The organism is Myxococcus sp. CA033 (assembly GCF_013336625.1).
GTDB lineage: Bacteria > Myxococcota > Myxococcia > Myxococcales > Myxococcaceae > Myxococcus > Myxococcus llanfairpwllgwyngyllgogerychwyrndrobwllllantysiliogogogochensis.
Map to the genome: position 1 here is coordinate 142,777 of NZ_JABUMU010000008.1, position 21,377 is coordinate 164,153.

The 21,377-nt window shown below is 68.6% G+C and carries 15 protein-coding genes; 5 read left to right on the plus strand and 10 right to left on the minus strand.

All coding sequences use genetic code 11. The features are described 5' to 3' along the window. Nucleotides 1-91 precede the first annotated feature (91 nt). The 3 genes from HUA78_RS21325 to HUA78_RS21335 are packed head-to-tail and all read right to left on the minus strand — an operon-like array spanning nucleotide 92 to nucleotide 3,986. Nucleotides 92-2,215, minus strand: coding sequence for a hypothetical protein (locus tag HUA78_RS21325; RefSeq protein WP_174477030.1), 2,124 nt, complete (start codon nucleotides 2,213-2,215; stop codon nucleotides 92-94). 44 nt (nucleotides 2,216-2,259) lie between these two features. Further along, complete coding sequence (locus HUA78_RS21330; protein WP_174477031.1) at nucleotides 2,260-3,471, minus strand: hypothetical protein; 1,212 nt, start codon at nucleotides 3,469-3,471, stop codon at nucleotides 2,260-2,262. Then, the gene (locus tag HUA78_RS21335) at nucleotides 3,465-3,986 is read right to left on the minus strand and encodes a hypothetical protein (RefSeq protein ID WP_174456676.1); all 522 of its coding nucleotides are present in this window, start codon (nucleotides 3,984-3,986) and stop codon (nucleotides 3,465-3,467) included. Before HUA78_RS21335 ends, HUA78_RS21330 begins: the two co-directional genes overlap by 7 nt. Before the next feature lie 337 nt (nucleotides 3,987-4,323). Here HUA78_RS21335 and HUA78_RS21340 point away from each other — a divergent pair, with 337 nt between their 5' ends. Continuing rightward, nucleotides 4,324-5,334 carry an Ig-like domain-containing protein gene (locus HUA78_RS21340; protein WP_174477032.1) on the plus strand — a complete coding sequence of 337 codons (1,011 nt, stop codon included), beginning with the start codon at nucleotides 4,324-4,326 and terminating at the stop codon, nucleotides 5,332-5,334. Nucleotides 5,335-5,415: 81 nt separating this feature from the next. Here HUA78_RS21340 and HUA78_RS21345 read toward each other — a convergent pair whose 3' ends face one another. The 5 genes from HUA78_RS21345 to HUA78_RS21365 all read right to left on the minus strand — a co-directional run bounded on the left by HUA78_RS21345 (nucleotide 5,416) and on the right by HUA78_RS21365 (nucleotide 10,416). Continuing rightward, complete coding sequence (locus tag HUA78_RS21345) at nucleotides 5,416-5,592, minus strand: hypothetical protein (RefSeq protein WP_174477033.1); 177 nt, start codon at nucleotides 5,590-5,592, stop codon at nucleotides 5,416-5,418. Nucleotides 5,593-5,624: 32 nt separating this feature from the next. Beyond that, nucleotides 5,625-6,260, minus strand: coding sequence for a hypothetical protein (locus HUA78_RS21350; protein WP_174477034.1), 636 nt, complete (start codon nucleotides 6,258-6,260; stop codon nucleotides 5,625-5,627). A gap of 146 nt (nucleotides 6,261-6,406) precedes the next feature. Continuing rightward, nucleotides 6,407-7,231: a hypothetical protein gene (locus HUA78_RS21355; protein WP_141643747.1), complete on the minus strand. Its 825-nt coding sequence runs from the start codon at nucleotides 7,229-7,231 to the stop codon at nucleotides 6,407-6,409. Between the two features lie 79 nt (nucleotides 7,232-7,310). Then, a complete protein-coding gene (locus HUA78_RS21360; protein WP_174477035.1) occupies nucleotides 7,311-8,888 on the minus strand; it encodes a Dyp-type peroxidase domain-containing protein in 1,578 nt (525 codons plus the stop codon). After that, nucleotides 8,830-10,416 carry a hypothetical protein gene (locus HUA78_RS21365; RefSeq protein ID WP_174477036.1) on the minus strand — a complete coding sequence of 529 codons (1,587 nt, stop codon included), beginning with the start codon at nucleotides 10,414-10,416 and terminating at the stop codon, nucleotides 8,830-8,832. The genes HUA78_RS21360 and HUA78_RS21365 overlap by 59 nt, the downstream gene beginning before the upstream one ends. 195 nt (nucleotides 10,417-10,611) lie before the next feature. On the opposite strand from HUA78_RS21365, the gene HUA78_RS21370 reads away from it, so the two are divergent. Together HUA78_RS21370 and HUA78_RS21375 are read left to right on the plus strand one after the other, a co-directional pair. Beyond that, nucleotides 10,612-14,658 (plus strand): protein kinase, encoded by a 4,047-nt coding sequence (locus HUA78_RS21370; RefSeq protein ID WP_174477037.1) that lies wholly within the window; start codon nucleotides 10,612-10,614, stop codon nucleotides 14,656-14,658. 66 nt (nucleotides 14,659-14,724) lie between these two features. Beyond that, a complete protein-coding gene (locus tag HUA78_RS21375) occupies nucleotides 14,725-15,396 on the plus strand; it encodes an RNA polymerase sigma factor (protein WP_254614888.1) in 672 nt (223 codons plus the stop codon). Between the two features lie 9 nt (nucleotides 15,397-15,405). Here the strand turns inward: HUA78_RS21375 and HUA78_RS21380 are convergent, their stop codons facing one another. After that, a complete protein-coding gene (locus HUA78_RS21380; RefSeq protein ID WP_174456670.1) occupies nucleotides 15,406-16,221 on the minus strand; it encodes a GNAT family N-acetyltransferase in 816 nt (271 codons plus the stop codon). An 89-nt stretch (nucleotides 16,222-16,310) separates the two neighbouring features. Further along, complete coding sequence (locus tag HUA78_RS21385; RefSeq protein ID WP_254623823.1) at nucleotides 16,311-18,191, minus strand: von Willebrand factor type A domain-containing protein; 1,881 nt, start codon at nucleotides 18,189-18,191, stop codon at nucleotides 16,311-16,313. A gap of 198 nt (nucleotides 18,192-18,389) precedes the next feature. Between HUA78_RS21385 and HUA78_RS21390 the strand changes: the two genes are divergently transcribed. Beyond that, complete coding sequence (locus tag HUA78_RS21390) at nucleotides 18,390-20,477, plus strand: hypothetical protein (RefSeq protein WP_174477038.1); 2,088 nt, start codon at nucleotides 18,390-18,392, stop codon at nucleotides 20,475-20,477. Nucleotides 20,478-20,484: 7 nt separating this feature from the next. Then, nucleotides 20,485-21,375, plus strand: coding sequence for a protein tyrosine phosphatase (locus tag HUA78_RS21395; RefSeq protein ID WP_174477039.1), 891 nt, complete (start codon nucleotides 20,485-20,487; stop codon nucleotides 21,373-21,375). The last annotated feature ends 2 nt before the right edge of the window (nucleotides 21,376-21,377 follow it).

A 21,377-nucleotide genomic window follows, 5' to 3' on the forward strand; every position in this document is an offset into this window, starting at 1 on the left:
GGGTGAAGGACCGCGCTTCAACAATATCATCAGTGCAAAGTCGTTAAACCCCGTGAAAGCGTTGCGAGTCTTTGTGTGCCGTCGCGGGGCGTCAGGCGGACGGGTGTCTGGACTGTCTCCGCGCCATGAGCGCCAGGGTCATGAGCAGCGCCCAGGACATCGCGCTGATGACATAGCCCGCCCAGAGGATGGGCGGTCGCCGGTACTCCAGTCGAAGCGTTCCTTGTCCCAGGCCGAGCAGATGCGGGTATGCGCGAAAGAGGGGCTGCTCGATGCCCTGCTCATTCACCAGCCGCATGCCGGGAAACCACGCCAGCTTCACCTTGAAGAGTCGCGGGCCTCCCTCGGGAAGCTCCAGGCGATAGGTTCCTCGCCCTTCCTTGTGCAACGAGACGGGCTCGGGCGGCAGGTTCACAGAGGGCCCCGCGTGGGCGAGCGCGTCGTGCAACGGCTGCCATTCCGCGTCGCCCACGAGCGTCTGTCGCAGGTGGATGCGCGCCTCGCAGGCGGGGCCGATGGGATGGAAATAAGCGTTGTAGAAGAACCGCTCCTCTCGCTCAAAGGGCATCAGCTCGGACGGAGCAAACACTTCCACGGCGGAGTTGAGGGCGGGGCCGCCCGGGATGTCTGCTCGAGGTTCGACTCGCAGGGTGCGGAAGGGCGCGCCATTCACCGAGAACGAGGGCTCGGGCACGAGCCGGAAGCGCGAGGTTCCACCCAACTCCAGCGTCCGCGTGTAGCAGGCGGCGCGGGCGGTGATGGCCTCCAGTGGAGTGCCCGGCTCCACGGGGCGCGCGGCCAGCACCCGCGCGTCCACCGAGAAGCGGGTGACGTTGAAGTCCGCGAGGAAGTGGTCCAGCACGCACTGCTGGAAGGGGCACGTGAAGCTGCCGAAGTAGAAGTGGTCGAGGATGACGGGCCGCCCCACGAGCGTGGCCATGTACGAGCTGACCAGGTGGTTGGCGGTGTTGCTCTCCCAGAAGAGGCCCTTGGGACCTTTGAACTCCTCGTCCATCGCCCCCAGGTAGCTCTCCACCGCGAAGTCGAAGGCCCGTCGGTATTCCAGGACGAAGTGGCGTCCGAAGCGCTCATCCGGAATGGGCGCGGCCTCCCGCTCGAAGCGAGTTCCTTGCGCGAGCCTGTCCGGCAGCGTGAGGCCCGACCGCAGCGGAAAGAGCCACGTCACGAGCGACAGGGCCACGAGCGCGGCGCCGCGCACCAGCCGGGTTCTCCACGGGGGCGTCGTCGCGGGCAGGGCGTCCAGCACCGCCGCCGCGACGGCGGGGACGAGCACGAGGCCGCAGATGTCGAAGCGGTAGTAGTGGAGCGAGGGCAGCCACGCGGCGTCCTCGAAGACACGCGCGAAGAGGGAGGGCAGGAGCAGCGTCACGGTGCTGGCCGCGAGCAGGCGCATGCCGCGTGTCCAGCCGAACAGCGCCACGGGCAGGCACGCGAGCGCGACGCTCCAGCCCGTCTGTTCCACCATGACGCGGTTGCTGACCATCAACCCCCGGTAGGAGAGGAAGGGCAGCCAGAAGAACGCGCTCAGTCCCGCGCCGAGCACCAGCGCCCCCATGAGTCGAGGCACCCGGACAATCCGAGGTAGCGACAGGAGCACGAGCACTCCCGAGGCCAGGCCCATGATGAGGTGTGACAGGACCACTCCGGCCAGGAGCAACGCCAGCCTCAGTGGTCGCGGTGTGCCGTACAGCTCGGCGGTCACCGCGAAGAAGAACACCGCGCCGAGGAACTGACTGGTGATGCCCACCCGGAACAGGTCCAGGAAGCAGAGGCCCTGTGCGAAGCCCTCCGCCTTGTGCGTGTAGAAGAGCAGCACCGAGGCGAGGACGAACAGCCAGCGGACTGCTGGCCGCTCGAAGCGGAGCGCCAGGGCGCCCACGCCCGCGAAGTAGCCCGCCACCAGCAGTGACAGGAACAGCTTGAACGTGGTGATGGGCTCCAGTGGAAGCCAGAGCAGCGCCCCCAACAGCAGGTCCTCGAGCGGCGGGTAGAAGAGGTTCTGGACGTAGCCCAGGAAGGCGCTGTCGTTGAACTGGTGGAAGTACCCTCGGCGCACCGCCATTCCACTGGCGAGATGTCCGGCGACGTCGATGCTGAAGACATCCAGCCGGGTCACGATGAGCACCGCCCCGTAAAGCGCCGCCAGGGCGAGCGCGGCGAACAGGACAGGGCGCGAGGTGAGTGTTTGCTTCATGGATACCGGGGACGTGGCTTGGACTCAGCTCGAGAGATTGTCTGTCATCTGGCGGGTGGAGGCTTGCCGTAGAACGCGGTGGGGGCGAAGCCATCTCGCCCCGCAGCGAGCATCACCGCGAAGCCCTCGGGGCCCGCGCCCACGGAGGTGTTGGGGGACTCCAGGATGTAGCGGCCCGGGGCCGTCTCGCGGAAGCGGACGCCGGTGAGCGTGGGCAGCTCGGTGCGCTCGGCGTAGGCGGTGTCGTAGGAGAAGTCGAGCCCCCCGGAGGCTCGGCAAAAGACGCGGCGGGGGGAATACACGGCGCAATACCAGGACCAGGCATAGGGCAGGTCCACCGCGTGCGCGGCGTCCTGGAGGACCTGGCGTGGTGCGGTGGGTGGCAGGGGGATGAAGAAGAACTGGAGGTTTGTCTGGGCCCAGTCGGTGATGGGGGCAGCCATCTCCAGCTCGACGCTGGTGACGGCCTCGTCCCGGCGCAATGTCACAGCTTTGAAACGGTGGGCGCGCGCGTTGAGCGAAGGGTAGAGCACGGGCTCCGTGGTGCGAGTCGCGGCGAGTCTCATGTCACCCGGGGCCACGGAGGGGACGGTGAGGTGGTCCACGAAGCCCACGTAGTCGCGGGCGGTGGCGAGGGTGACGGAGAGGGCGTCAGGAACGGGAACACCCTTGAGGGCGTAGTAGCGCTCCAGGGGCACCTCCACGTGGACCCGGGCGCCATCCACCTGCACGAGCACCTCCGCGTCGGGGCCCACAGCGTCCGCGCGGACCGTGTCGCGCACGTAGACCTGGGGCGTATAGCCCTGCGTGCGCGGCGCCATCAGGCCCACGCGCACGTCCAGTCGATGGGGCAGCTCCAGCGCGGTGCGCACCAGGTAGCCCAGGTCCGCGGCGTACTGCGGGTCCGCCGTCAGCGAATACGTCGTGGGGGCGCCGTCGGTGGGCTCGCCCAGGAACAGATAAAGGTTCTGGTCCGCGGGGTTGCGAAAGCCGCCTTGGAGCGTCGCATCCACCACCAGGCGCGTGGTGGTGCGCGTCGCGGACAGGGCGGTGACCACCAGCTCGCGCGCGCCCGTGAGTTCGAGCCGATTGACTTGCTGATGCTCGACGAGGCGGGTGCAGAGGGACTCGACGTCCCCGGTGGGCAGCGCGCAATCCAGCGCATACGGCGGGGGCTTCGAGGTACAGCCGAGCACGGCGGCCCACAACAGCAGCCGTGCCCGGAGGTGTCGCGTCGAGGCCAGACGGACTACCACTTCTCGATGGAAGTGATGGTCAGCGCGAACGGAGTGCCGATGAACGTGCCGTTCGACGTGCAGGGGCGGTTGGTGATGTCCAGGAGGTTGGCGGAGTAATAGCCGTGGGTGGAGCCGTTGCCCTTCTCGTAGAACTCGGTCCCGTTCGGGAGGACGACCTTCCAGACGTAGTCGAAGTGCTCGTACCACTTGGGGGTGGTGCGGTTGGAGATGGTGTTCCGGACCGTCACGGTCCACGTCCACGGGGCGGACGCGGGGGCGGCGACCGTCTGCGTGTTGTCCCACTCGATGGCGACGCCGTTGTCGAGCCCGCCCCAGCCGTGGATGAGATACACGGACGTGCCCCAGGGCAGCGTGTAGTTCCGGTACGACATCCGGATCTCCGCCTCATAGGAGCTGGCGTAGACACAGGAGTGGAGCACCGCGCGGCCGTCGGCCCACTGCTCGATGGCGACGGCGGACGTGGAGGCGAAGAACAGGGCGAGGGCGAGGACGTTTCGGACAGCCGAGGTCATGGAGAGAGACTCCCAGGTGGACGGTTCGGCCGATGTCTCTAGCACGAGGGTGGGTGCCGGCGCACTCCCTGTGTGTATGTCCACGGACAGGAATCCCGTGGTTTGCCGGGCGCGTGAAACACCGGGAGGTGCCGGCTCGGGCACTCAGGGGCCTCTGGAATGACCCGCTCGGTGTCTTGGGAAATGCAGCGTTCTGAGTTACTGGAAGTGCGCAAACCCTGCGCGAAGGTGTCGGACCTGCCCCAGTTGGATGTATGGGTTGTCTTGTATTTGATGGGCCCCGAAGTCCTCGCGCCACATCAGCGAATCTTCGCTTTCGCGCGAGAGGGGAACAGTCATGCACCTTTTGAAGCGTCTTCCCGTCGTCGGGTTGTTGCTGGCGCTCGTCGCTGGCTGTGGTGAGGAGTTACCCGCGGGCGCGGGGGCGGTACAGATGGTCATCGGGACGCAGGAGTTCGCGGCGAGCGAGTCCAGCGTCACTCGCATCCAGGTGGTCATCTCCGGTCTGGGCATTTCCGACATCCAGCAGGACCTGGTGAAGACGGGCAGCACCTGGGGCGGCACCATCGCTGGCATCCCCGCTGGGACGAATCGGGTCGTCGTGGTCTCCGCCTACGCCTCGAACAACGCGCTCCAGTACCAGGGACAGGCGACGGAGGTCACCATCGTGGAAGGCGAGACGGCGCTCGTGGCCGTCACGCTCCATGACATGACGTTGGGGCACTACACGGACAACGATGCGCCCATCATCGACTCGGTGACGGTGTCAGGCACGACGGTGGAGGCCGGTGGGCAGCTCACCCTGGGCGCGACGGCGCATGACCCGGTACCGAACGACCTGGTGTCGTATTCCTGGAGCGCTTCCGCGGGAACGCTGAGCAGCGCGACCATCGCGAACCCCACGTGGACGGCGCCCTCATCCGCGCAGACCGTCACGCTGACGCTGACGGTGAGAGATCAGCGCAACGGCATCAGCCGGGCGCGAGTGACAGTGGAGGTCACGGAGGAACTGGAGGTGGGCGGCAGTGTCACCATCCAGGTGAGCTTCAACACGCCGCCGCTCATCCTCTTGGTGACCGCGAGCGAGGGCAGGGTGGTGCTGGGCCAGAGCACGGCGGTGAGCGCCAATGTTCATGATCCGGACCTGGGGACGGTGCTGTATCAGTGGACGGCGTCCTGCGCGGGGACCTTCTCTTCGCCCACGGGCCAGTCGTCGAACTTCACGCCGTCGGCGGTCCCCACGGGCGCTTGCAACAACTGCAGCGTCACGATGACGGCGCGAGACCTCAAGGGTGGCGTTCGCTCGGGTTCGTATCATCTGTGCGTGGTGTCCACTCCCGCGCCGTAGTCGAGCGCGCGAAGGGGGATTCGCCGTGGGGCCGGGTGCGGTGTCCTCGTGGATGAGGAACACCATGCTCGGCCCGTCGTTTCAATCCAAGGAACTCTCGCTGACGAACGCGTCCCCGCGCGCGAGTGTCTGGCTATTCGCCCTGGCCGAGATGCCGCGCGAGATGGCGAACTCCAGCAGCACGTCGAACAGTTCGCACGGTGCGGCAGGAGTGGTCTGCCTTGAGCGCTTGTCTATGATGGTCTCGGCACGGCTCATGGACGATGCCGTGGCGTTGACCGGGCCGGGCGCTATTGGAAGTCGACCGGCGGCGCTCCCTGCGTCAGCCTCTTGGCGACCGCCGCCGCGCTGTCACGCATGTACTTGAGCCGATCATTGAAGTCTCCGTCGCCGCCGCTGCCCGCGCGCTCGGTGTGGAGCAGCTCTCCGCTCTCGTTGATGTAGTGCACATAGAAGAGCGCGGTGCCGTCGGCGGTGAAGCGATCCGTATCCACGCTCGCGAACGGCGTCCCGTCCTCGGTCCGGAGTTCCCGTTGGATGGGGGAGCGATAGAGGGTCGCGACCGGGATGATGATGCCCTTGGCGCCGGCCTCCTTCACGTACCGGGCAAGGTCCTGCTTCATCCTCGGCGGGACGGTGAACTTGTCGGTGGCGATGTTCGGGAGGGCCTCGCACCACTCGCTGTCCCCCTTCAAGCGCTTCACCTTCGCGGTGGAGACGTCCTGGCCGTAGGCGCTCCAGAGCGCCGGTGCGACGTAGTCCTCGATGTTTTGGATGACCTTGTCGTTGTTGTCCGCCGACTCGGCACACGCGAGCAGCGGTGTGAGCGCGTAGGGTTTGTCCAGCGCGCTCCATTTCCCTCCGGTGAAGTAGGTCGGGTTGGAGGTCGCGAGGCCAGGGACACAGCCGGAGATCGCGACGAGCAAAAAAGCGGAAAGGAGGGGAGCGCGGTGAGCGGGCATGGAGATTCCTCGAGCGGGTAGGATTGGTACGTCCCGTACCTCTCCAACGTTCCATGCTTCGTTCTGTCGCACCGGTTCACATCACAACCGATGCATGCGACGCCCGACGCTCAGCGGATGACCGTGGTGATCCGCTCAGACCCCGTGCGCGACACCCGCCGTGTCTCTCGTCCGTTGAAGTCCACGGACTCGCCTTCACCCACCAGGGCGCGGATGGTGATGCGTGACAGGCATTGGCTGTCGTCCACGGCGTGCGTCACCACGTAGCGCGGCACGTTGGAGGCCGCCTCGCCCAGCCGCAGCCGCATCTCCCGAATCGAGTCGATGTAGCCAGCCAGCGGCTCCATGCGCGCCAGCGCCCGGCGCAGCACCTTGTCGGCCCGCTTGCTCATCACTCGGTCCCAGACGAGGTAGCCCGCGCCCAACGTCGCCGAGCTGGTGAAGAAGATGACGAAGTTCAGCACGCCCCCGAGGTAGCGGTTGCGCGTGAAGCCCTGCTCACCCGTCGCCTCCGTGAGGATGTCCTTCAGCGTCTCCACCGCCGCCTGGTTCGCCATCGCCGCCCACTCCCTGGCGTCCTTCGGACTGCCCAGCAGCAACCGGCAGACCCCCAGGTGCAGGGAGATCAACGAGACGCGCGCGGTGTCCCGCTCGGCGCCCAGCGCCTCCGTGAAGCAGTGACTCGCGGACTTGAGCAGCTCGAGCTGCGCCTCGCGGGTGCACTCGGGCCGCGTCGCTGTCTCCAGGTGGAGCCGGCCTTGGTGAAAAGCCCCCTCCCTCAGCAGATGCGGTTCCCGATGCAGATGGCCCAAGAGGACCAACTGCTCCCCCTCCGTCCCCAGCAGCGCCTCCAGCAGCGCCACCGAACCTTCATCCTGGAACTTGCCGCCCACCTGCCGGGGCGTCGCCTGGATGAGGTCATTCCACGTCGCCATTTGCGGACTCCCGTGTGCTGCCGCGCCTCATGGATCCGTCGAACCCCCTGAGGAACAAGTCTGCCACAGCCACGCGGTTTCACGAGCGGGGGGCCCCTCTTCCGTCATCCGCCGCGCGCTCTTTCATGCCCAGGAACGAGAGCGCTTTCAGGCTCGGCAGAAAAAAGTACCCGCCTCCCCGGGTAGTCACGAATTTTCGCAGAGATGTCGCGCATTGCCGGACTGGCTCCGCGGGGATGACCAGGCGTCCGCCGCCGTCTCCGGCGAGTGGGTCCTCAACGCCCTCAATGCCTCCGAGCTGTTCGAAGTGCACCCAGCTTCGCTGGACAAGTTCGAACTGACGGCCCACGTGCGCGTTGAGGGCGATGAACAGGAGTCCCTTGCCCTCCGGGTCCTCGTAGTTGAATCCGCGCCGCAGGAGTCGATGGCGCCGCGTGACGTCGCTCGACACGTGAGGCGAGGGAGGCAGTGCGTCCCGAGGGTTGCATCGCCGCGTGTGAGCGGTGATGGGGCAGCCGTACCCGTGAGGATCATCCCGCGCATAGAGGAAGTCGTTGTCGGGCTGGGGCCGTCCAGTGCCGCTCGCGCGCGCGGGTGTGCCGTCCTTCTGGAACAGGAAGGGAAGCAGTCTGCGCAGCAATCGATGTCGTCGCGGCGCGGCGAGAGGAGCACCGTCGCGCTTTCGCCCCACCAGCTTCGAGGCCACCCACTCCCGTCGCTCCTCGGGGCTTCCTTCCGGCGCGAGCGAGGCCTGCTCGTCCAGGAAGGACTCGAAGGCCGGCACGTCCTGCTCCAGCTTGCGCAGGACGAGGAAGGTCCCGTTGTGTCCCAGGTCCCTTCGGCCCGGAAGGCCCGGGACGGGAGGCAGTGCGCTGGCGCCAGGCAGGTGCTCCGCGACGTGCGGTGACAAGGGCCACTCGCCGTACTCATTGGCGTGGCCCAGGAGGAACTCCCCGCGCTTCACGGGCCGGTCGTAGTCGCGAGGGTGCGTCGTGGGGCCATCGAGTCCCTCCAGACGAGGTTGCGACACGCCATCCAGGAAGCCGAAGTGGTCGCGGAAATACCCCGGAGGATCTCCCTCGCGAGCGCGTCGCTGGCCTCGCTGGGCGAAGACTTCGCGCAGCCCGTGGCGCTGTGCCCGCTCGCGGTGTTCACGAAGCAGCGGCTCCATGTTCGCGGCGTCCGACGCATAGAGTAGCAGCAGGACATGCAGCGCGCCTTCGTGCCGCGTCCCACCGAGCGTCCAGCGGTCCGGGTCATTCTCCTCCACGTCGCGCAGGTGCTCCCGGGCCCTGAGGGCCATGCCTTCGCGCAGCTCATGGGGAAAGGAGTCGAGGACGTCTTCCTGCACTTCGAGCGACACGAGCCCTGCATGGGACAGCGCCACGTTGACGCGCGTCTTGTCACGCGTGGAGTCGCTCGGGTGCTCGGTGCGGTCCGCCTGGGTCAGCGTCCCATCGCTCGTCAGCTCACGCAGCCACCTTCGACAGCCGTCAGCGTCGTCGATGCGAAGGAAGAGCAGGGTGAGTTCCCCCATGTGCCGGTAGCCATGCAGCAGCACGCCCTGCACATCATGAAGGTCCACCTGCGTCGAAAGCTCAGGCGGGGGCGTGCTCCATGGGGGTGACGTGGGAAGGCTCGGCTCGGAAGTTCTCATGGTGTTTCCTCCGGGGCTCTCGCCGCCCGTGTCGAAGCGAGGCGAGCAGCGCGGACATCGAGTGGATGGCGAGGGCCATGGGGCGCAGCAGCGGACGGCCGGGGTCGCACGCGCCCCTGGACAGGAACGCGGCCAGGGCGCGGCGAGCGCCTCTGCCCTTCACGGGTTGGTCCATTCGCTCGCGCATGAGCAGTTCACGCAGGCGGAGCGCGTTGTGCAGCAGCAGGACGGAGTGACGTTGGCGTGGAGTCCCGTCGAGCGCGGCGCTGTACCAGACTCGCGTGGGGACCTCGTGCGCGCGCAGCCAGGCCTTGAACGGCTCCACGGGCAGACGCGGCTTGGGCATTGTCGGGTCGATGCCCCGCGACTTCGCGGGGAACCCTTCGGTCCGACTCCAGATGAGCTCCAGGAAGCCACGCACGTCCGCGTGGTCGACGAACGCGTCGATGTACGACTCCCAGGTGTCGTCGTAGTTGCTGAAGAAGATGAGGTGGTGCGGGCCCCGACCGTCCTCGTCGCTGTACACCAGCCAGCGCGCGCAGTGGATGGTCTGAACGTGGTTGAGGCCCACCACGTACCGTCGCAGGCGCAGGTTCACGCTGCGAAGCGCCAGTCTCGCCAGGGCCAGCGCGCCCGGGTCATCGACGATGCGCGCGACATGCACCATGGGGTTCTGCACCATGGCGTCGCTCATGGGAGGGATGGGGGGCGCGGACTCCGAAGCATGCGCCTGCGAGGAGGTCGCGCTCTCGGGCCGATTCCTCGCGCCCAGCCACATCCTCAGCTTGAGCAGATAGATGCCGGGAAGCGCCCAGGCGTAGCGATAGAAGGCGTAGCCCAGCGTGGACACCGCCGCCGATTCGCGCGCGGTGGCCAGGCGCTCCCGCCAGCCGGGGTCATCCAGGTTCGTCGCGGCGGCCCGTGCGACATCCCTCAGTTCGTGGTGCAGGTCCGGCATGTCCCGCGGGCGTCCCCGCCAGGGCGTCTCCGCGAGCAACGGTGCCCGCGTGTCCAGGTGCGCGTTCACCGCGCGCAGGGCGTCCACGGAGGCCCGCAGGTCCTCGGGAGATTGGAAGCGGTAGGCGAAGTCCACGTGCCGGGTGACGGCGGGCGCGCGGTGGCCCACGAGGTAGTCCTCCACGGCCTCGGGCTCGGCCAGTCCCGCCTCGGGATAACCCGCGCAGTTCCGGTAGATGGCGTCGAACAGGTGGGCGGCGTCGGCGCCGCGCTCGTGGAGCGTCGTCAGCCAGCGGACCAGGGCATGGAGCAACTCGCGGTCCAGCGCGTCCGGCTTCGTGGTTCGCGTGTCGAGGACTGCATCCGCGCCGAAGATGAGCCTGGGGTCGGCGGGGCCCATTCCCGAGGTCCGAGGCCCCAGGTCGATGAGGGCCCAGCGCGCGAAGTGCAGGCCGGACACTCCCGCGAAGAGCTCACGCCGCGCGTTGGCGGCCGAGCTCAGCAAGTCATCCAGTGCCTCGCGCTTGCCTTGGAGGACGCGGGTGATGACGGTCGATGTGCCATGGTGCATTCACACCTTCCCCGTTGCGTGGGCTGCTTCCGATGAGGTGACGCTGGCCCGGGCGGGTGGGAACCAGAGTGGGACCAGGGGCTGCGCCCGCTTGTCCCACCCGACGGTTCATGGGCAGGCAGGAGCCGCGTGGCACGCCTGGAGTTGGGGGGCAGGGGAGGACAACGCGCGCGGAGACATCCGGGGGACTCGGTGATGCCTGAGAGCGGCCAGGACGAGGAGCGATGTACTGATTCCGTGCTGGAGCACGGGCCGGACGCAATCGAGGACGGGGACTTCGACGACGCCTTTCTCCGGGAGGTGGCCCGGGCGTCCGTGCCCCCTCGGCTGCCTGTCCCTGGAATGCGCGTCGGCGACCGGGACGGGAAGCGCTACGAGGTGCTGGAGGAGCTGGGGGGCGGCGCCATGGGGCAGGTCTTCCGTGCGCTCGACACGGAGCTCCAGCGGCCCGTGGCCCTGAAGTTCCTCGTCCCGCACGAATCCATCGCGGAGGCGCCGATGATCTCCCTGCTCCGTCAGGAGGGGCGGGCCATCGCGCAGTTGGACCACGAGCACATCGTCCGCATCTTCAACGTGGACCTCTGGAGCAGCGGGCCGACGGAGCCGCCGGTTCCCTTCCTGGTCATGGAGTGCCTGGAGGGCGAGTCCCTGTCCTCCCTGTTGCGGCGCGGTCGTCCGGGGCACCGGCGAGCGATGGAGATCCTGGACGCGGTGGCCTCGGGGCTGGCTCACGCGCACGAGCGGCACATCGTCCACCGCGACCTCAAGCCGAGCAACGTGTTCATCACGCGCTCGGGCGTGGTGAAGATCCTCGACTTCGGCTTGTCCTGGCTGGTGGCCGCGAGCGCCGCGCCTGACGTGACGCTCTCCACCGCCGGCACGCCGCCGTACATGGCGCCCGAGCAATGGCGCGGCGAGGCGCAGGATTCCCGGACGGATTTATGGGCCGCTGGCGTGCTGCTCTACGAGATGCTCGCCGGTGAGCCACCCTTCCTGGGCGCGCCCGAATCGATTCGTGAGCGGGTGACGTCGCAGGGCCCGGTGCCGTCGGTGCGTGATCGAGAGCCCGAGGTGCCGGAGCCGGTGGAGGGGCTCCTGGCCGAGCTGCTGGCCAAGGCGCCCGAGGCCCGGCTCCGCTCGGCAACGGAGTTGCGCGAGCGGCTGCGCGAGGTGGAGGAGGGCCTGGCGCCGCGACGTGAGCCGAGGCGAGTCCGGGCCCCGCAGCGAAGACAGGTGACGCTGGTCGCCTGTCGCCTCGCGGACCTGGCCGGGCTGGCCGGGCGGCTGGATGCGGAGGACCTGGGCGAGTTGGAGGCCGCCTTCCACCGGAGCTGCTCGGAGGTGCTGAGGCAGCAGGGGGGCACGGTCGTGCTGTGCGTCGGTGAGGAGGTACTGGGTTGCTTCGGTCACCCCGTGGCGAGAGAGGACGATTCCGAGCGTGCCCTGCGCGCAGCGCTGCGACTCGCCGCCACCGTGGCTCCGACGCTCCAGGAGTCCCTGGCATCGCTCCCGGAGCGGAAGCTGACCGTGACGGTGGGCGTGCACACGGACACGGTGGTGCTGGACGATGCTTCCATCCAGGGAGAGGCGCCCCGCGTGGCGGCATGGCTGGCGCGACAGGCCACGCCGGGGACGGTGTGGATCAGCGACTCGACGGATGCGCTGACGCGCGGGGCCTTCGTGACGCAAGCCATGCCGCCGCTGCGATTCACCGGGCTGTCGGGCGTGCGGGATATGACGCCGTATCGGCTGGTGCAGCCTCGGCGCGTCACCAGTCGTTTCGACCGGGGACTCGTGTCGCGCTCCCTCACTCCGCTGGTGGGACGCAAGGGAGAGCTCCAGTTCCTCCTGGAACAGTGGGAGGAGGCGCGCGCGGGCCGAGGGTCGTGCGTGCTCGTCACGGGAGAGGCGGGCATCGGCAAGTCCCGGCTGGTGCGCGAGGTGCGTGAGCGCGTGCCGCCCTTCATGGCCCACCTGCTCCGGGGCCAGTGCTGGCCCCAGTCGACCACCAGTGCGTTCGCGCCGGTCATCGACTTGTTGCGCCGCATGCTCCAACTCGACGCCGAGGGCACGCCGAAGGAGCACCGGGCGAAGCTGGAGGCGGGCCTGGGCGTGCTCGGGTTGGGCGCTGGGCGCACGCAGTTGTTGTCGGGGCTGGTGGGGCTCTCAGGTGACGAGGGCGCGCCGCACCTGCGCTACGCCCCCGAGCGCCTCAAGCAGGAGACGCTGGATGCACTGGCGCACCTGCTGGCGCGACTGGCCGAGCAACGCCCGGTGTTGCTCGAGGTCGAGGACCTGCACTGGGCGGACCCGTCCTCGTTGCAATTGCTGGGCTTCCTTCTGGAGCGGCTGCCGGAGCTGCGCGTCTGCATGTTGCTCACGTCGCGTGTCGCGCTGCCTCCGCCCTGGGGCGACGATGCGAGGGTCCAACGCCTGGCCCTCGAGCGGCTGCCGCCCCCGGTTGCGGGCGAGCTGGTGCGGAAGGCCGCGGGGGACAGGCCGCTCTCGTCGGAGCTCGTCGCCCAACTGGTGCGCCGCACCGACGGCATCCCCCTCTTCACCGAGGAGCTGACGCGTCGGGTGGTGGAGGAGCCCCGAGGGGGCGAGTCCGCATCGGTGGAGGTGCCCGTGTCGCTGCGCGAGCTGCTCCTCACACGGTTGGACAGGCTGCCCGGTTCGCAGAAGGAGCTGGCGCAGGTCTGCGCGGTGGTGGGGCGCAGCTTCTCCCATGCGCTGCTGTCGGCGCTGTCGGGGCGGACGGAGACCTCGCTTCGCGCGGATCTCTCAGGCCTGGTGGCCGAGGGGCTGTTGCAGCCAGCCGAGACAGTGGAGCCGAGCTACGGATTCCGACACGCGCTCATCCAGGACGCGGCGGCGGATTCGCTGCCGCGGAAGGCGCGGCGGCAGTATCACCGTCGCGTGGCCCGCGTGCTGGCGGAGCAGTTCCCGGAGGTGACCGAGGCCCAGCCGGAGCTGTTGGCGTGGCACTACACCGAGTCGGGTCAGGCCGAGGCGGCCATCCGGTGGTGGGCGCGAGCCGGAGAGATGGCGAGCCGGCGCATGGCCAACGTGGAGGCCATCAGCCACTTGCGGCAGGCCCTGTCGCTGCTTCGCGCGCAGCGCCCGTCGCGCACGCTGGATGGCGAGGAGCTGCGGCTGCTGCTCGGCCTCGCGCTGTCACTGGTCCAGGTGCAGGGGTACTCGTCGCCGGAGGTCGAGTCCGTCCATGCGCGGGTCCGCTTCCTGATGCGCGAGCTGGAGGATGACCTGCCGCGACTGGAACCGCCGCACTGGGTGGCCTTCGCGCACGCCTTCGCGCGGGCGCACTGGGACGAGGCCCATGAGGTCGCGGAGCGACTGGTGCGTCTGGGCAAACGGCATGGGCAGCGAGAGTTGCTGGCCCTGGGTTACCGGATGCGAGCCACGGACTTCTTCACGTGGGGGCGGCTGGCTTCAGCGCTGGAGAATGTGGAGCTGGCGCTGACGTTCTCGGACTTCGAGCTGGAGCGGCATCAGATGCTGGCCGTGAAGCACTGGGTCAATCCGCGCGTGGCGGCGCTGGCCTACGCGGCGGTGCTGCACGCGGTGATGGACGCCCCCGACGCTTCCCGCGAGCACGCGCGACAGGGGCTGCGGCTGGCGATGGACATCGGCCATGCGAACACCTCCGCGTTCGCGTTGTTGTACGCGGCCCTGGCGGCCCAGCTTCGCCGCGAGCCGCGCGAGGCCCTGGAGCTGTGTGACAGGAACATCGCGCTCTCCCGCGAGCACCACTTCCGGCTGTGGTTGGGCTGGTCCACGCTCATCCGCGCCTGGGCGCAGGCGCTCCTGGGCAATGCGCGTGAAGGACTGGCGCTGATGCAGGCGGCGCTCGGGCACTGGCGACGCTCTGGCTTCAAGGCGGGGCTGCCCCACAACCTGGGGATGCTGGCTGAAATCCAGCTGCTCCTTGGGCAGAAGCGCCAGGCGCTCGACTCGCTGCACGAGGCGTTGGGGGAGGCGGGGTCGACGGGCGAGCGCTCCTACGAGGTGGTGCTGCGGGGCCTGGAAGCGGAGGCGCTGTCCATGATGGGGCGCGAGGACGAGGCCCTGCTCGCTCGGGCGCACGCGTTGCGCGTCGCGGAGGCGCAGGGGGCGCTGGGGTACGGACGGCTGGTGCGGGAGAGAAGGCTGGGCCATCCGCTCCTGGAGCTTCCTCCCCTGCGGGACCTTCAAGCGGAGGAGCCCGCGCCTGGGCCGTGAGACGACGTCGTCACAGGACCGAGGGGGTGACTCCTCCCGGCAGGTCCACAGCAGGAGCGTGACGTGATGATGTCCATGAACGTCGAGCCAGGGGGAGTCTCGGGCGCGGAGGTGGCGGTGCCCCGTGAGCAGGCGGAGGAGGTGCTCCACGTGCTCTGCACTCGCGGCGAGTACGGCAAGGCGGTGGAGCTGGCCATGCGCACGTATGGGCCAGAGCTGCGACGATTGATGGCGTCCGTACTGCATCACCCCGAGCTGGCGAAGGACGCGTTCGGGCTGTTCAGCGAGAACCTGGTCAAGGGGTTGCCGGGCTTTCGTTGGGAGAGCTCCTTCCGGACATGGGCATACCGGCTGGCGCGCAATGCCTGCTACCACCAGCTCCACTCGCCGTCGCTGCGGGAACAGCCGGTGAGCGAGCCCGCGGCGAACGAGCCCCAGCGGCACCGCACGGACACGCACCCCTGGCAGCGCACCGCCGTGAAGGAGCGCTTCCGCGCGCTGCGGGAACAACTGGAGCCGCAGGAGCGGATGTTGTTGATGCTGCGCGTGGACCAGCGTCAGCCCTGGACGGAGATCGCGCGTGTCATGGTGGAGTCCGACGAGCCGCTGACGCGCGAGGCGCTGAACCGGCGGGCCGCGGCGCTGCGCCAGCAGTTCCAGCGCGTGAAGGCGCGGCTGCGGGCGCTCGCCATCGAACAGGGCGTCATCTCCGCGGAGACGGTCGAGTCGGCGGAGTGAGTCGCGGCTTCAGGTCGTCCCGGGAGGCGGGGCCTTGTAGACGCGGAAGCGCGTCACGGGCCGATAACCCATGCGGAGGTAGAGCGGCAGGCCTGCCTCGGTGGCGTGGAGCACGGTGCGCTGGATGCCCCAGGCGTCGCGAGCCTCCTGAAGCGCGCGTCGCATGACGACTTCGGCCGCGCCGACCCGGCGGTGCTCGGGCGACGTCGCGACGAGCGCGATGTATGCGACGTCGTCCACGCGCATCACCACGGTGCTGCTGGCGGGGGCGTCGCCTCGGCAGGCCACGAAGCCTCGGGAGTCCGGCCCGTAGAGGGCCTCCACGTCGAACGCCTCACGGCCCGTCTCGCGAGATGCGTCGTATGACTGGGCGTTGATGTCCGCCACGGCCTGTCGGCCCCAGGTGTCTTGCACGGGGCGGAACTCGAGAGAGGGCAGGGGGTGCGTGGGCTCCGCGAGCCCGTCCGCCACCATGCCGGTGATGACCGCGAGCGGCTTGAGCTTGTACCAGGCGAGGATGGACTCGGCCCGCTCACGCACCTGGGGCGCGAGCCAGTCGTCGGATACGACGAACGTCCACGCGTGCTTGCCCGTGGAGAAGTAGCGCGCCGCGGAGGCGACGGACGTCGCCAGGGCCTGCTCCGTCTCCGCGGGGGCGCGCAGGAAGGACGCGTTCATCAGGGCCCACGAGACGTGGCTCGCGGCGATGTAGATTTCGGGACGCTCGACAACCTCACCCGCGCGTCCCGCTAGCGCCATCCTCCTCCACGCGCCTCGAAACTGCGCATGGGACTCGTCGATCTCTGCCTGCGTCGCGGAGTGCATGGAGGGGCTCCAGGGTAGGGGTGGACCCGCGAGTCTACCCCACGAGCCCCGCCTGGAAACGAGGGGTGCCGGAATCCATCCGCTTCTGTTCAGCGCGCGGCGACACCGCGCAGCAGCGGCCGGGCCTTCTCCAGCAGCGTGAGGAACTCCTCGCGCTCCGCGTTGCCCGCGGGTGACGCCGCGCGTGCGATGTCGCGCATCGTCTCCAGGCTCCAGTGCTCCGCGTGTGGGCTCTTGCGCAGCAGCTCCGCCGCGCCCATCACCGCCGTCGCGAAGCGCAGATCGACGCTGGCCTCCTTGAACGTGCTCGCGAGTGCGTGGGCCTGGAAGGGGTACGCGCGCTCGGTGGCGTTCACCGCGCGCGGCTGCTTCGCGCGCACGCGCACGGTGGCCAGTGCCTCGCCCGCGCCGGGCTTCAGCTCCAGTTCGTACAGCGCGGTGACGGTGTGGCCGGAGCCCAGCTCGCCCGCGTCCACCCTGTCGTCGCGAAAGTCGCGGTCCGCGATGTTCCGGTTCTCGTAGCCCACGAGCCGATAGCGGGCGACCTGCGCGGGGTCGAAGTCCACCTGGAGCTTCACGTCCTGCGCGATGACCTCCAGCGTGCCGCCGAGCTGCTCCTGGAAGATGCGGCGCGCGGCCATCAGTGAGTCCACGTAGAAGTAGTTGCCGTTCCCCTTGTTCGCGAGCTGCTCCATCGTGGTGTCCTTGTAGTTCCCCATGCCGAAGCCCACGGTGGTGAGGGTGATGCCTTCCTTCACGTGGCCCTGGATGGTCTTCAGGATGTCCTCGTGCGACGTCCTGCCCACGTTGGCGTCGCCGTCCGAGAGGATGATGACGCGCGAGAAGGAGGTCCCATCCAGGGTCTTCATCGCTTCCTGGTACGCGAGCTCGATGCCCGAGCCCATCGCGGTGGAGCCTCCGGCGGTGAGGTCCTCGATGGCGGAGTGGATGAGGGCCTTGCGCTCCATGCCCGTGGGGCCGAGCACCCGGCGCACGTTCCCCGCGTAGGTGACGAGCGCCACCGTGTCGCCGTCACGCAGGTTGTCCACCAGCATGCGCAGGGCGCGCTGGGCCAGCGGCAGGCGGTCCGGTGAGCTCATCGACCCGGAGACGTCCACGAGGAAGGTGAGGTGCGCGGGCTTCCGCTCGGAGATGCTCAGTCGCTTGCCCTGGACTCCCACGCGCAGCAGGTGTCGCTTCGGGGTGAAGGGTGACGGCGCGGCGTCCATGTGCACGGCGAAGGGGCCGTCGCTCGGCCGAGGGTCCGGATACGTGTAGCGGAAGTAGTTGAGCAGCTCCTCCACGCGCACGGCGTCACGCGGTGGAAGCGAGCCTTCCATCAGCGCCCGTCGCGTCATCGTGTACGAGGCCGTGTCCACGTCCACCGCGAAGGTGGAGAGCCGGTCTTCCTGCGTCGTCACGAAGGGATTCACCACCGTGTCGAGTGCGGCCTCCGCGCGCTGTGCGGCGGCAGGATCTTCCTCGGGCGTCGTGTTCAGTTTCCCGGCCAGGACGGCCATGGGGTGCACTCGGTGTGGGCCGTTGGAGCCCGACGGGGCCTTGGCGGAGCCGTAGTTCGAGCTGCTTCCGCCGCGGCCCTTCGTTCCGATGGAGCCCGTTCCCATGGAGCCAATGGCCGGGCCCAGCCTGCTCCCCAGGCCGCCGCCGCCCGCGCCGGTGCCGAACACGCCAAGACCTTGCGAATTGAGGTGGCTGCGCTTGGCGGAGGGCGGGGCCGAGGAGGGTGCTGGTGCTGGGGCCGATGCGGACGCGGGCTCAGGCGCTTGCTTCGAGGGCTCGGGCGTCACGATCAGCCCTGCCTTGTCGGCGAAGACGGGGGCTCCGTCAGTGTCGCCCTGTGCCTTCGCCGGGGCGTTGGCGCCCTCCTCGCTCGAACGGCACGCGAACATCATGCTGCCCACCGCGAGTGCGCACACGACACCCATGACGGCCCTGGGGTTCCGCCTCATTTGCTGCCTCCGTGTCTTGGAATCGCCGGAACCTCCGACAGCAGGCGGGCGCGAAAGGTTCCGCGCGTTCCCGTCAGACGCAGTCGCGTCACGTTGGAACGCCAGGGGCGCGGTCGTCAGGGACCCTTGCCCGCACGGGACATGCTCCCGTGTCGGTACGCTCCTTGCTCAAGGCGACGTCAAAAGGGTGACGCCGCCATGATGATCTTCTTGAGAAACACCGCCGACGGTAATGACACCGCCATCACCACGGCCAATCCGGCCATCCTCATCGCGAACTACACCGGGACCTATCCCAAGCTGAACAACGCCACCCGCGTCGTCCCCTGGTACTCCATCGACGCGGATCCCCAGGTGTTCGGAAGGCGGCTGCTCACCGTGGCGGCGGCGGACCCCGTGTGCCGCGCGCTCGTCGCACGCGCCACCACCGTCTGGGGGCTGGATTTCTCCATCAACGCGGGGGCGTTCGTCACCGAGGCGGTCCAGAAGCAGTACCTGAAGCTGCTCAAGGTCTGGCTGAGCCCGCTGTCGGGCAACCTGGGCAGTCGCGATGCGCACCGCTCCACCGTGGACGAGCAATACAACCGGCTGTGGAGCAAACACGGGCTCAATCAGGCGACGCTGAACAACCTGGCGAACCTGCCCTTCTTCAGTGAGCTGAATGTCGCGGGTCGCAGGGATCGCATCCAGATCTATCGCAACGTGACGGAAGCGGCCCGCGCCATCGTCGGCGAAGTCACCTCCTGGCCCTCGCGAACCATCGAGAAGATCTCGGTGTTGTCACTGCTGCGCAGCAGGGGACTGGCCGCGCTCCAGTTGCAGATGCTCGACGCGGTGGCCGCCGCGGTCGCCGCGCCCACGGCCACTCCCGCGATGTGGGAATACCTGCCGTACTATCTTCGAGGCATCGCGCTGGAGAGGTCGGGCCCGGGTCAGGCCCTGACCGCGCTCCAGGTGGCGACTCGCGTGCTTGGAGCGCTGCATGACTGCCTGAACGACTCCCCGGTGACGCGTGCCCGCGCGAACGCGCAACACATCGCTGACTTCCAGGGGCTCGACGGCGGCAAAGAGTACCGCCGTTGGCGGATGTTGCCACCGGTGGCGAGGTACCAGGTGATGATCAGCGACCTGGCGCGCATCCTGCCGGGTGGCAAGGCGCACAGCGCTCACATCCGGGTGGAGTTCGACCATGCCACGCTGGGAGGACTCCCCGGCAACGTCGCGGGATGCGGCGGGTGGCCGGTGTCGATGCGTGTCCATCAGAGCGCGACGCCACACGACCCCGGATACGGAAACCCGGCGGCCAATCCCTTTCCGTTCGCGACGGGGTGGAGTCGCAACGAGTTCTGTCCCAACGTCGTCTCGTCGAGACTCATGCTCGCGCCGCTCTACGCGGGCACGTCGGGCCACAACCAGGGGCGCATCCTGGCGTGGCTCGCGCTCGTGCCGACGGTGCCCGCGCTCGCCAACATCCCCTTGGGGCTCGTCATCTCCGCCGGCTACGCCGTGCTCTGGCGCTTGTATTACGACAAGCGGGTGAGTGGCTTCCACACGATGTTCGAGACCTTCCAGGGCTCGCACGCCGACGCGACGGTCCGTGATTTGAGCGCCATTCCGCGCGTCGATGGGGACGACGTGTGGAATGCCGTGTTGAACCGTTCACCGGGTGGACAGACGCAGGTGCGGTCGTTCTGGCAGGACTGCGTCGACCTCTACAAGAAGACGGGCGCGAACCTTGGCCGGGAGCTCAAGGTTGCGACGGCCCAGGCGCGTGAGCAGGTGCTCGCGGCCTGCCCGGGCTCGGTCATTCCCCGGTGGAGCACGACGGGCGACGTGGACCGTACGGGAACCGAGGTGGATGTGTGGGCCGGTGACAAGAACCAGGAGGTCCTTCGCGAGTACGCGGCGTGGCAGCGTCTGGTCCGGGGCGAGTCCGTGCCCCGGCCCCTGTTGGATGGGTCGATGGGCGCACTCATGCTGCACCAGGAACAGGCGCCCCGCCTCCAGCCCGCACAACGGTTGACCCTCCAGTCGGATATCGCCGCCGCGATTGGCGTGCAGAACTACCTGGGCGACCCCCAGATGAAGAAGCTCTTCAACAAATGGCTGGTCACGCATTCCTCCGACAAGACGACCGACGAGGAGGAGAAGAGGAAGCGCGACGAGGAGGTTCAGAGAATCCGCTCGATGTTCGATAAGCTCACCCAGGGGAATGCCGGGCCTGTCTTGGCGATTGCCGGCCCGAATCTGGGGCTTCCTCCCATCACGGATGAAGGGCACGTCTGATAGGCCCATGCGCATACCTCCTCTTGCTCCCGATGCGACGTCCGCGGTGCTCGTGCTCGACGACGGGGGCGACGAGGCGCGCCTGCTGCGCACGACGACGCGGCCGCCGGATATGGCGGGGTTGGACACGCACGGTCTCTCGGAGCTGCGGTGCTCGGGGAGTGCCCAGCTCTCCGTGGCGGGCTTTCGCGACCTGGTGCGGCGACTCGAGGGCGTGAGCGCTGAAGCGCTGCACGTGTTCGACCTGCGCCAGGAGTCACATGGCTTCCTGAACGGCGTCGCGGTGAGCTGGTACGCCGAGTCCAACTGGGGCGCGGCGGGCCTTTCCGACGAGGAGGCGCTGGCGCTGGAGGCCGGCCGGCTGTGGCTGCTCGCGCGGTCGCGGACGGCGAGGGTGGGGGATGCCGGCACGGTGAAGCGCCGTGAGCCCCTGGTCTCCACGGAGTGGGAGTGCCGCGACGTCCGCGACGAGGCGCGGGCCTTCGAGCTTCCGCCGGAGCGCTACGTGCGACTGCCCGTCACCGACCACACGCGGCCTCGCGACGAGACGGTGGAGCGCTTCATCCAGAAGGTGCGTTCGCTGGACGAGGGGGCGCACGTGCACCTGCACTGTCGGGGAGGCAAGGGGCGCACCGCCACGTTCATGTGCCTGCTGGACATGCTGCGCAATGCCGAGAGGCTCTCGCTGGACGCGCTGCTCACGCGCCAGACGCGGCTCGGTGGCTATGACCTTCGCAAGGAGGCGGACCCCACCAGTCGCAAGGCCCCGTACATCGCCGAGCGCCGGGCCTTCCTGGAGCGGTTCTACGCCTATGCGCGAGAGAACCCCGGCGGTGCGCCGCTCGGATGGTTGGCGTGGCTTGCTCGGCAGCCCATGAACCCCGAACACAAAGGATGAGC

What these genes read in the sequence shown, in the direction of transcription:
- HUA78_RS21325 (WP_174477030.1), bottom strand. Translation starts at nt 2,215, where the DNA reads ATGAAGCAAACACTCACCTCGCGCCCTGTCCTGTTCGCCGCGCTCGCC.
- HUA78_RS21335 (WP_174456676.1), bottom strand. Translation starts at nt 3,986, where the DNA reads ATGACCTCGGCTGTCCGAAACGTCCTCGCCCTCGCCCTGTTCTTCGCC.
- HUA78_RS21340 (WP_174477032.1), top strand. Translation starts at nt 4,324, where the DNA reads ATGCACCTTTTGAAGCGTCTTCCCGTCGTCGGGTTGTTGCTGGCGCTC.
- HUA78_RS21345 (WP_174477033.1), bottom strand. Translation starts at nt 5,592, where the DNA reads ATGAGCCGTGCCGAGACCATCATAGACAAGCGCTCAAGGCAGACCACT.
- HUA78_RS21355 (WP_141643747.1), bottom strand. Translation starts at nt 7,231, where the DNA reads ATGGCGACGTGGAATGACCTCATCCAGGCGACGCCCCGGCAGGTGGGC.
- HUA78_RS21360 (WP_174477035.1), bottom strand. Translation starts at nt 8,888, where the DNA reads ATGAGAACTTCCGAGCCGAGCCTTCCCACGTCACCCCCATGGAGCACG.
- HUA78_RS21365 (WP_174477036.1), bottom strand. Translation starts at nt 10,416, where the DNA reads ATGCACCATGGCACATCGACCGTCATCACCCGCGTCCTCCAAGGCAAG.
- HUA78_RS21370 (WP_174477037.1), top strand. Translation starts at nt 10,612, where the DNA reads ATGCCTGAGAGCGGCCAGGACGAGGAGCGATGTACTGATTCCGTGCTG.
- HUA78_RS21375 (WP_254614888.1), top strand. Translation starts at nt 14,725, where the DNA reads ATGATGTCCATGAACGTCGAGCCAGGGGGAGTCTCGGGCGCGGAGGTG.
- HUA78_RS21380 (WP_174456670.1), bottom strand. Translation starts at nt 16,221, where the DNA reads ATGCACTCCGCGACGCAGGCAGAGATCGACGAGTCCCATGCGCAGTTT.
- HUA78_RS21385 (WP_254623823.1), bottom strand. Translation starts at nt 18,191, where the DNA reads ATGAGGCGGAACCCCAGGGCCGTCATGGGTGTCGTGTGCGCACTCGCG.
- HUA78_RS21390 (WP_174477038.1), top strand. Translation starts at nt 18,390, where the DNA reads ATGATGATCTTCTTGAGAAACACCGCCGACGGTAATGACACCGCCATC.
- HUA78_RS21395 (WP_174477039.1), top strand. Translation starts at nt 20,485, where the DNA reads ATGCGCATACCTCCTCTTGCTCCCGATGCGACGTCCGCGGTGCTCGTG.